The sequence below is a fragment of the Thermocatellispora tengchongensis genome (assembly GCF_014202315.1).
GTDB lineage: Bacteria > Actinomycetota > Actinomycetes > Streptosporangiales > Streptosporangiaceae > Thermocatellispora > Thermocatellispora tengchongensis.
This window is the reverse complement of the sequence record NZ_JACHGN010000016.1, coordinates 118564-127804: the sequence shown is the minus strand read 5'-3', so window position 1 is coordinate 127804 and position 9241 is coordinate 118564. Positions and strand designations below refer to the sequence as shown.

Genomic DNA, 9241 nt, shown 5'->3' with positions numbered 1-9241 from the left:
TTTGCGACAAGTTCCATCAGGTGGTGCGGGACTCCCCCGCGGCCCTGCCGCGGGTCAGGTGCGGAAGACGGCCAGGCACTCCTCCTCCAGCACCGGGCCGACGACCTCCACCGGCTCCGGGCCGGTGGCCAGCACGTGGGCGCAGCGCACGCCGATGCCCGAGGTGGCGCTGACCTCGCGGATGCGCGGGATCGAGGCGCCGAAGACCACCCGGGCGACCCCGGCCCAGGACATCGCGCCCGCGCACATCGCGCACGGCTCGCCGCTTGCGTACATGGTGCCGCCGCGGGCGGCGGGGCCGGCGGCGCGCACGGCCTCGATCTCGGCGTGGGTGGTCACATCGCCGGTCTCGGCCACCGCGTTGCGGGCCTCGGCCGCCACCCGTCCCCCGGCGTCCACCAGGACGGCGCCGTACGGGCCGTCACCCCGCTCGGCCGCCTCCCGGGCGAGCTCCACGGCCCTGCGCAGGTGCCGCTCGTCCACTGCGTCGATCCTCGGTTGAGCCACGATCACCGCCCCAGGATGGGCCGGGGCGGCAGGAGGTGCAAGCACCCCCGCCGCTGCCGCGCGCAACAGGGATGCAGTAACTTGTGTTACGAGTAAACAGCCGTTAATGGCAAGGAGTACGAGGATGGCGGAAAGACCCGCTCGCAGAGCACGCCACTGCGTCGTGCGCGAGGTGCGGTGGCTCACCCCGCACATGATCCGCGTCGTGCTCGGCGGCGAGGGCCTGGCCGACTTCGAGGCCGGCGCGTACACCGACCACTACGTCAAACTGCTGTTCGCCCCGCCGGGGGTGAGCTACCCCGAGCCGTTCGACATCGAGGCGATCCGCCGCGACCTGCCGCGCGAGCAGTGGCCGGTCACCCGTACCTACACCGTACGCCGCTGGGACCCGGCCGCGCGCGAGCTGACCATCGACTTCGTCCACCACGGCGACCGCGGCGTGGCCGGCCCGTGGGCCGCCTCGGCCAAGCCGGGCGACGTGCTGCGCCTGTTCGGCCCCGGCGGCGCCTACGCCCCCGACCCGGCCGCCGACTGGCACCTGATGGCCGGCGACGAGAGCGCGCTGCCGGCCATCGCCGCCGCCCTGGAGCGCCTGCCCTCCGGCGCGCCCGCCCACGTCTTCGTCGAGGTCGCCGGGCCGCAGGAGGAGCAGCCGCTGGACTCCCCCGGCGACGTCAAGCTGGTGTGGCTGCACCGCGGCGAGGCCGAGGTCGGCGAGCGCCTGGTGCAGGCGGTGCGCGCCCTGGAGTTCCCCGCCGGCGCCGTGCACGCCTTCGTCCACGGCGAGGCCGGCTTCGTCAAGGACCTGCGCCGCCTGCTGCGCGTGGAGCACGGCCTGCCGATGTCGCAACTGTCGATCTCCGGCTACTGGCGGCGCGGCACCGACGAGGACGGCTGGCAGTCGGGCAAGCGCGAGTGGAACCGCCAGGTCGAGGAGGAGGAAGCCGCCGCGCTGGCCGGGTAGCCGCCGGTGGCGGGCAGCGCCGCCCGGCCCCGGCTATCGAGCCGGTCCGGCCTGACCGCCGCCGAACACCTCGGCGAGGAGGCGCTGGGTCGCCTGCTGGAAGGCCGCCCCCATCGACAGGGCGGCGTCGTCGACGTGGTCCAGCGCGGCGGTCAGGGTGGTGCGGCCGTCGGGCGTGCCGTACATCAGCGCGGCGTGGCCCGCCGCGCCGCCGTTTGTGGGTGATGACGGTGCCGCCGCCCGGCGCCTGCTGCACGAACACCCCCAGGCCGTAGCCGGCCTTGGACTCCGGCGTGCACATCTCGGCCGGCAGCTCGGCCGGCAGCAGCCTGCCGCCCAGCAGCGCGGCGATGAAGGTGTGCAGGTCCCGGGTGACCGAGATCATGTCACCGCCGCTGGAGATCCAGGACGGGTTGTGCCGGGTGACGTCGACTTGTCCACCCACTCCCTGCCCGCCGTGGTGGCGGGGATCCCCGGCGCGAACGTGCCGTCCTCGAAGTACTCGCCGGTGAAGTCGAGCACCCCGCTGGTGTGCTCCAACAGCATCCGCACCGTGATCCGCCGGTCCAGCCCGAACTCCGGCAGGTGGTCATCCACCGGGGTGTCCAGCCCCACCCTGCCCTCGGCCACCAGTCGCAGCACCACGGTGGCGATGAAGGTCTTGGTGTTGCTGCCGATCCGCACATGCCCGTCGATCGGCGGCTCGCCGCTGTGGCCCAGCTCGCGCGCCCCCGCGCTGCCCGCCCACTCGCCCCGCTCGTCGTGCACCCGCAGCGACACCCCGACGAAACCGGATTAGACGATCTCCTCGATGGCCTTCCGCAGCTCCAGGCGGTCCTGCCCGGCGGCGGCCCCGCTGTCCGCGATGGGCGTCGCGGGCACGGCCTAAGCGGCGTCCAGGGCCACGGTGATCTTGCGGGCCATCTCCGCCATGGTGGGGCCGGGGTCGCCCTTCTGGGCCCGGGTGGCCGCTTCGACGGCGACGAGGACGGTGCGGCGGAAATTGCCGGCCTCGGCCGGAGCCTGCCGCTTGAGCAGGCTCATGGACGCGGTCAGCGCCGGCAGCACATGGTCGGCGAGCGCGGCCACGGACCTGCCGTGCAGGTCGATGTCCCGGCGCTTTTCGGCGAGCACGTGCCCGACCAGGCCGGTGGCGGAGGCCAGGGCGATGGAGCCGCCGGTGGCGGCCTTGTGCGCCGAGCCGCCGGCACCGGCGGCGGACATCAGCGACACGGCGCCGTACGCGGCGGTGCGCAGGGTGGACTTGTCCTGGTCGGTGAGGGTGATGGACATGCTGGTGTGCTCCTTGGAAACGTTACGGAATGCGATGGCGGCTCCGGGGTCGCCCGAGGGTATCGCACCCTCGGGCGACCCCGGGCCTCAGGCGGCGGGCAGGGCCGAGCCCCGGCCTCGCCGGGACGCCGGCGCTTGGGGCGGCGTGGTTCCCGGCGGGCGGCGTCAGTCGTCGATCGCCTGGTAGAGCGTGGTCCAGAAGTCGTGGATGAGCCGCATCGAATCCGGCGTGGACGCCCCGACCTGGGTGAGCAGGATTCCGATGAGCTGGTTGGCCGGGTCGGCGTAGGTCGCGCAGCCGCTTCCGCCGTCCCAGCCGAACTGGCCGACGGGCGAGTAGTCGCCGCGGTAGGTGCGCACCGCCATCCCGAAGCCCCAGCCGCCGTGCTGCCCCTGGCCGTGGGAGATGTGGACGTTGTTGACGGCCATGGCGGTGCGGGCCGCGGTCTGCTCGGGGGTGAGGCGGTTGGTGGTCATCAGCTCCACCGCGGGCCGGGACAGGACCCGCCGCCCCTTGTACGTCCCGCTGTTCAGCAGCATCCGGAAATAGGCGTGGTAGTCGTCGGCGGTGGAGACCAGCCCGCCGCCGCCGCCCTGGAAGGCCGGGGGCCGGTTCCACCGTCCGCCCTTGGCCTCGTCCCACACGAGGAACTCTCCGGTCTGCGGGTCGGGGGCGTAGAGGGTCGGCAGCCGGTCGATCTTGTCGTCGGGCACGTGGAAGGCGGTGTCCTTCATCCCCAGCGGCTCGAAGACGCGTTCGCGCAGGACCTCCTCGAACGACTGGCCCGTGACCCTGGCCACCAGCACGCCGACCAGATCGCTGCTGATCTGGTACTGCCAGTGCTCTCCGGGCTGGTGCATCAGCGGAAGCGCGCCCAGGCGGCGCATCCACTCGTCCGGCTCGGGCATCGGCACCGGCAGGTTGGGCGTGAGCCCCTGCTCGAAGACCGCGTTCATGATCGGCGTGCCCAGCGACGTCATGTCCATGCCGAGCCCGAACGTGGAGGTCAGCACGTCCCGCACGGTGATCGGCCGCCGCGCCGGCACGGTGTCGTCCAGCGGGCCGTCGATCCGCTTCAGCACCCGCCGGTCGGCCAGTTCGGGCAGCCACGGGTCCACCGGGTCGTCCAGCCGCAGCCGGCACTCATCCAGCAGGACCATCGCCGCGGCGATCGACACCGGCTTGGACGTCGATGCCATGCGGAAGATCGTGTCGCGGCGCATCGGCGCGCCCCCGTCGTGGCGCATCGTCCCGATCACTTCGACGTGCGTCTCCTCGCCCCGGCCGACCAGGGCGACGAGGCCGGGAATCCTCCCCGATTCGACATGCCGCTCCAGCAGCCCGCGCAGCCTGCGCAGCCCCGCTTCGGACAAGCCGCTGTTGCCGGTTCCCATCATGAATCTCCTTGCCGGGAAATTTTCGATCTTCCGAGACCCGTCCCTGTGCGGCGCACGAGGGACGGGGTGACTTCGGCGTGGCCCCGGTTCGCAAGCCCGGGGCCGTGATCGCCGAACCGCTCATGGCCTCAACCATCGCCGGCCGCTCTGATATCGGGCCGTCGCCGTCCTGACGAGGCCGCTGACACGACACCGGCGTGGCCGGCGGCAGGCGCGCGACGGCCGGTCAGCCGGGTGGACGCCGGCGAGCGGGGCCGGCGGCGAGCCGGAGCAGCGGCGGCCGGTACCGGTGCGCGTCCGCTGCGGCGGCGAAGCCGGGAGCGTAGTCCCTCAGCCTGACGATGCGCGCGCGGGCCGTGTCCAGCGCCTCCTGCGGGGGCATGCCCATGAAGAACCGGTCGGCCCCTTCGCGGCCCATCTGCTGATGCTCGGCGGCGAAGCCGCGCATCGCCGCCTCGTAGGCGGCGAACGCCGCCGTGTGGTCGCCGCCGGCGACGGCCGGCTCGCCGGCCAGGATGTAGGCGCCGATCAGCGCCTGGGACGCGCCGCGGCCGAGAGCGGCGCCGCGCACTGGCCGGCGTCCCCCAGCAGCACCACCCGGCCGCAGGACCAGCGCTCCAGCAGGGGTGAGCGGTGCGGCGGCGTCAAGTGACGGTGTCAGCGGCCGCGTCAGGACGGCGACGGCCCGATATCAGAGCGGCCGGCGATGGTGGATGCCATGAACGTTCCGGCGGTCGCGGCCTCGAGGCCGGGGGCGGTCTTCTCGGGCGACCCGGCCTGAGCGATCCGCACCGGGGCCCTCGGCAGGGCCGCATCCGCCGCCGGTCCGTTGAGGTGAATTCTTCTCAATCGGTTCGAAGGAGCATGCAGTCATGACCGTCACCCTCCACGAGCAGGACAAGATCACTCTTCGCACCGCCGCGTGGGGCGCCGTCTCGCTGATGTCCGCCGCCGGTGCCGCCGGCTCTGCCCACAAGGCCGGCACCGAGGGCTCCATCGCCCTGACCTCCGCGACCGGCCTGGTCGGGCACGTGCTCGCCAAGGCGCCCAAGGGCGTGAAGTACGGCACGACCGTGGCCCAGCTCGCCGACCAGGTGCTGCCGGCCCTGACGGCGTCCATGAGCCTGCTCAAGGAGCAGGACCCGGCCGAGGCGGGCAACTTCCGCCGCACCGTCCTCGTCGCCGTCGAGGCGGCCACCCGGTCCCAGCAGGGCGAGGTCAGCCCGACCATGGCGGAGATGGCCCGCAAGATCACCGAGGCTCTCGACGCCGGGAGGTGACGCCGCGGGCGCTGATGACGGGTGGGCCGGGCCGGAGCGCCGAGGCGCCTTGCCGATGCCGCGAGGGGGCCATACATGCCGGTGGTTTTATATAGCCGCTTTGGTATGATTGACGGCATGCTGGCTCCCTTCGACGTGCTCGCCGAGCCCACCCGGCGGCGCATCCTCGACCTGCTGCTGGAGCGGCCCCGCCTGGTCGGCGAGATCACCGAGCAGCTCGGCCTGAGCCAGCCCGGCACCTCCAAGCACCTGCGGGTGCTGCGCGAGGCCGGCCTGGTCCGGGTGCGCCGCGACGCCCAGCGCCGGTGGTACGAACTGCGTCCCGAGCCGCTGGCCGAGATCGACCAGTGGCTGGCGCCCTACCGCCGGCTGTGGGCCGGCCGCCTGGACGCCCTGGAACGCCACCTGGACTCCATGCCCGACTGAAACCGGGGTCAGGCGGCGGTCGGCCGCCACGGCGAGGCGACCTCCGCCGCACGAGCCGGATGCGGCGGGTCGCCGGTGCCGCCCGCCCGGGGATGGATCGCGACCGGCTCCCGCCGGCGCCGTGACCGCACGGTCGCTCCTTCGGCCGGGGGAACGGGACCTGGGCGGCGACCATCCCCACGGTGACGGCCCACGCCCGCCGCTTTCCAGGCTGTCGGTGCCGGCGGCTAGGGTTCGTCGTGGCAGGCGGCGGGGTTCGAAGGAGGGACACCCATGCGATACATGCTGCTGATCGGCGCCGACGACACGGCCGGTCCCGAGGCGCGGGCCAGGCTGGAGGCCATGGACGGCTGCGGCGGCTGGTCGCAGGAGATGACCGAGCGCGGCGTCCTGGTCGGCGGCGGCGCGTTGCGCCCCGAGACGGCCACCGTCCGGGTGCGCGAGGGCGAGGTGCTGGTCAGCGACGGCCCCTTCGCCGAGACCAAGGACCTCGTCGGCGGCTTCAGCATGATCGAGTGCGCCACGATGGAGGAGGCCGTGCGCATCGCGGCCCGCCACCCGGTCGCCGCCGTCGGCAAGATCGAGATCCGGCCGGTCCTGGAGCCGTGACCGGCGCCCCCGGCGACGTGACCGCGGCGGTCGAGGCCGCCTTCCGCCAGGAGTGGGGCCAGATCGTCGCCACCTTGATCGGCCTGACCGGCGACTGGGACCTCGCCGAGGAGTGCGCCCAGGACGCCTTCGCCGCCGCGCTGCGGGTCTGGCCGCGCGACGGCGTGCCACGCCGGCCAGGGGCCTGGCTGACGGTCACGGCCCGCAACCGGGCCACCGACCGGCTGCGCCGCGAGCGGGCCGGGCGGGCCAAGCTGCGGGAGGCGGCCCTGACGGCGCAGGACCCCGCGCAGGACCTCGGGCAGGACCCCGCGTCGGCGGACGAGGGCGGCGCCACGGCCAGCGGCGTGGCCGATGACCGGCTGCGGCTGATGTTCACCTGCTGCCATCCCGCCCTGGCCTTCGAGGCGCGCGTCGCGCTCACCCTGCGCACGCTGGCCGGGCTGAGCACCGCGCAGATCGCGCGGGCGTTCCTGGTGCCGCAGGCCACGATGTCGCAGCGCCTCGTGCGCGCCAAACGCAAGATCCGCGACGCGGGCATCCCCTTCCGCGTGCCGCCGGCCCACCTGCTGCCCGAGCGCACCGCGGCGGTGCTGGCGGTGCTGTACCTGCTGTTCAACGAGGGCTACTCCGCCGGGGCCGATCCGATGCGCCAGGTGCTGGCCGGGGAGGCGATCCGGCTGGCCCGCCTGCTGGCCGGGCTGATGCCCGGCGAGCCGGAGGCCGGCGGGCTGCTGGCGTTGCTGCTGCTGCACCACGCCCGCCGCGCGACGCGGGTGGACGAGGCGGGCGAACTGGTCACCCTGGAGCACCAGGACCGGGCGCGGTGGGACTCCGCCGAGATCGAGGAGGGCGTCGCGGTGCTGGACCGGGCGCTGCGGCGCGGACGGCCGGGGCCGTACCAGATCCAGGCGGCCATCGCCGCCTGCCACGCCACCGCCGCGCGCTGGCAGGACACCGACTGGCAGGAGATCGCCGCGCTGTACGGCAGGCTGGCCCGCCTGACGCCCTCGCCGGTGGTGGAGCTGAACCGGGCGGTCGCGGTCGGCATGGCCCGCGGCCCGGCCGCCGGGCTGGAACTGGTGGAGGCGCTGGAGGCCGCCGGCACGCTGGAGGGCTACCACCTGCTGCCGGCCACCCGCGCCGACCTGCTGCGCCGCATGGGCCGCGCGGCCGAGGCCGCCAGCGCCTACGGGCGGGCGCTGGAGCTGGCCCCCACCGGCCCCGAACGCCGCTACCTGACACGCCGGCTGCAGGAGGTGGGCGGGCGGCCCTGACCGGGGGTGTCTGTGCCGGGCGGGGCCGTTCGTCGGTGGGACGCGGGCGGCGTTCCGCCCCCGCAGACGAACACCGAACGACGAAGAAGGGCTGCCCCATGGAGAAGGTCACCTCCGCCGACGGCACCGCCATCGCCTTCGAGCGCACCGGAACCGGCCCCGCGCTCGTGATCACAGGCGGCGCGCTCAACACCCGCCACAGCCCCGGGCCCCTGGTCCCGCTGCTGGCCGGGCACTTCACCGTCTACACCTACGACCGGCGGGGGCGCGGCGACAGCGGCGACACCCCGCCGTACGCCCCCGAGCGGGAGGTGGAGGACCTGGCCGCGCTGATCGCCGCGGCCGGCGGCACGGCGTACGCCTACGGCCACTCCTCCGGCGCCGCGCTGGTCCTGCGCGCGATGATCGCCGGCGCCGGGGTGGCCAGGGCGGCGCTGTACGAGCCGCCCTACGCCCTCGACGCCGCCGAGGCCGCCGCCGGAGCCGAGGCCGGGCGCCGCATCGCCGGCCTGATCGGCCAGGGACGCCGCGGCGACGCCCTGGAGGCGTTCATGACCGGGGTCGGCCTGCCACGGCAGATGATCGGGCAGATGCGCTCCACTCCGATGTGGGCGGCCCTGGAGGCCGTGGCGCACACCCTGCCCTACGACTTCGCGCTGACCGGCGGCGGGCTGCCGCGGGTGTCCGGCGCCGGCGGGCCGGTGCTGGTGCTGGACGGCGGCGACAGCCCCGAGTGGATGCGCGCCACCGCCCGCGCCCTGGCCGCCGCCCTGCCCCGCGGCGCCCACCTGACCCTGGACGGGCAGGGCCACGACGTGGCCCCCGACGTGATCGCCCCGGTGCTCACCGAGTTCTTCACCCGGCCCTGACCGTGGCCTCCCGCACCGCCGCGCCGTGCCAAGATGGGATCTCGGGATCGGCGCGCGCGTTGAGGGAGGCGTTGGCATGTCGCTGCGCTACGGGCTGCTCGGCCTGCTGGCCGAGGGACCGGCCAGCGGATACGACCTGGCCCAGCGCTTCCAGGAGGTGCTGGGCCAGATCTGGCCGGCCCAGCACCCCAAGATCTACGCCGAGCTGCGCCGCCTGGCCGATGAGGGGCTGATCGAGGTCGACAGCCAGGGGCCGCGGCGGCGCACGGCGTACCGGATCACCCCCGACGGGCTGGCGGCGGTGCGCAAGTGGCTGGCCGACGGCGACGTGGACCACACCATGCGGCTGCAGCCGCTGCTGCGCTCGCTGTTCTTCTGGCTGATGGACCCCGGCGAGCTGGCCGATCACCTGGAGCGCGAGGCCGCGTTCTACGCCGCCGCCGCGGAGGTCTACCGCGACTACGCCGCGCGCAAGGACCGCGGCGAGTTCGGCAGCGCCCCGCCGGTGCAGTCGATGCGGGTGACCATCGAGGCCGCCATCCGGCTCAACCAGGCCCTGGCCGACTGGGCGCGCTGGGCCGCCGAGCACCCGCCCCGGCCGGGCGCCTGAGCCGGATC

General features: G+C 74.5%; 14 protein-coding genes. 7 read left to right on the top strand and 7 right to left on the bottom strand.

What is annotated here, in order from left to right; all coding sequences use genetic code 11:
- Positions 1-54: 54 nt before the first annotated feature.
- On the bottom strand, positions 55-483 hold the full coding sequence (locus HNP84_RS33040) for a nucleoside deaminase (protein WP_221337058.1): 429 nt from the start codon (positions 481-483) through the stop codon (positions 55-57).
- Positions 484-631: 148 nt separating this feature from the next.
- On the opposite strand from HNP84_RS33040, the gene HNP84_RS33035 reads away from it, so the two are divergent.
- Positions 632-1471 carry a siderophore-interacting protein gene (locus HNP84_RS33035; protein WP_185053865.1) on the top strand — a complete coding sequence of 280 codons (840 nt, stop codon included), beginning with the start codon at positions 632-634 and terminating at the stop codon, positions 1469-1471.
- 33 nt (positions 1472-1504) lie between these two features.
- Here HNP84_RS33035 and HNP84_RS53805 read toward each other — a convergent pair whose 3' ends face one another.
- From HNP84_RS53805 to HNP84_RS56865, 5 genes are all read right to left on the bottom strand, one after another.
- Positions 1505-1657, bottom strand: coding sequence for a hypothetical protein (locus HNP84_RS53805; protein ID WP_246519027.1), 153 nt, complete (start codon positions 1655-1657; stop codon positions 1505-1507).
- Positions 1658-1852: 195 nt separating this feature from the next.
- Positions 1853-2251 (bottom strand): serine hydrolase domain-containing protein, encoded by a 399-nt coding sequence (locus HNP84_RS53800; RefSeq protein WP_312926331.1) that lies wholly within the window; start codon positions 2249-2251, stop codon positions 1853-1855.
- Positions 2252-2356: 105 nt separating this feature from the next.
- Entirely contained in the window at positions 2357-2764 is a 408-nt protein-coding gene (locus HNP84_RS33025) for a hypothetical protein (RefSeq protein ID WP_185053864.1), read from the bottom strand.
- Between the two features lie 165 nt (positions 2765-2929).
- Positions 2930-4159 (bottom strand): serine hydrolase domain-containing protein, encoded by a 1230-nt coding sequence (locus tag HNP84_RS33020; protein ID WP_185054100.1) that lies wholly within the window; start codon positions 4157-4159, stop codon positions 2930-2932.
- Positions 4160-4388: 229 nt separating this feature from the next.
- Positions 4389-4733: a hypothetical protein gene (locus tag HNP84_RS56865; RefSeq protein ID WP_185053863.1), complete on the bottom strand. Its 345-nt coding sequence runs from the start codon at positions 4731-4733 to the stop codon at positions 4389-4391.
- Positions 4734-5034: 301 nt separating this feature from the next.
- Here HNP84_RS56865 and HNP84_RS33010 point away from each other — a divergent pair, with 301 nt between their 5' ends.
- Both HNP84_RS33010 and HNP84_RS33005 read left to right on the top strand, forming a co-directional pair.
- A complete protein-coding gene (locus HNP84_RS33010; RefSeq protein ID WP_185053862.1) occupies positions 5035-5442 on the top strand; it encodes a hypothetical protein in 408 nt (135 codons plus the stop codon).
- A 117-nt stretch (positions 5443-5559) separates the two neighbouring features.
- On the top strand, positions 5560-5868 hold the full coding sequence (locus tag HNP84_RS33005) for an ArsR/SmtB family transcription factor (protein ID WP_185053861.1): 309 nt from the start codon (positions 5560-5562) through the stop codon (positions 5866-5868).
- Between the two features lie 8 nt (positions 5869-5876).
- On the opposite strand, the gene HNP84_RS55410 is transcribed toward HNP84_RS33005, so the two are convergent.
- Positions 5877-5999 (bottom strand): hypothetical protein, encoded by a 123-nt coding sequence (locus HNP84_RS55410; protein ID WP_281396350.1) that lies wholly within the window; start codon positions 5997-5999, stop codon positions 5877-5879.
- A gap of 142 nt (positions 6000-6141) precedes the next feature.
- Here HNP84_RS55410 and HNP84_RS33000 point away from each other — a divergent pair, with 142 nt between their 5' ends.
- The 4 genes from HNP84_RS33000 to HNP84_RS32985 all read left to right on the top strand — a co-directional run bounded on the left by HNP84_RS33000 (position 6142) and on the right by HNP84_RS32985 (position 9233).
- Entirely contained in the window at positions 6142-6477 is a 336-nt protein-coding gene (locus HNP84_RS33000; RefSeq protein WP_185053860.1) for a YciI family protein, read from the top strand.
- Positions 6474-7754, top strand: a complete 1281-nt coding sequence (locus HNP84_RS32995; protein WP_312926328.1) for an RNA polymerase sigma factor — start codon at positions 6474-6476, stop codon at positions 7752-7754. The genes HNP84_RS33000 and HNP84_RS32995 overlap by 4 nt, the downstream gene beginning before the upstream one ends.
- Positions 7755-7852: 98 nt before the next feature.
- Positions 7853-8623, top strand: a complete 771-nt coding sequence (locus tag HNP84_RS32990) for an alpha/beta fold hydrolase (RefSeq protein ID WP_185053858.1) — start codon at positions 7853-7855, stop codon at positions 8621-8623.
- 76 nt (positions 8624-8699) lie between these two features.
- Positions 8700-9233: a PadR family transcriptional regulator gene (locus tag HNP84_RS32985; protein ID WP_185053857.1), complete on the top strand. Its 534-nt coding sequence runs from the start codon at positions 8700-8702 to the stop codon at positions 9231-9233.
- The last annotated feature ends 8 nt before the right edge of the window (positions 9234-9241 follow it).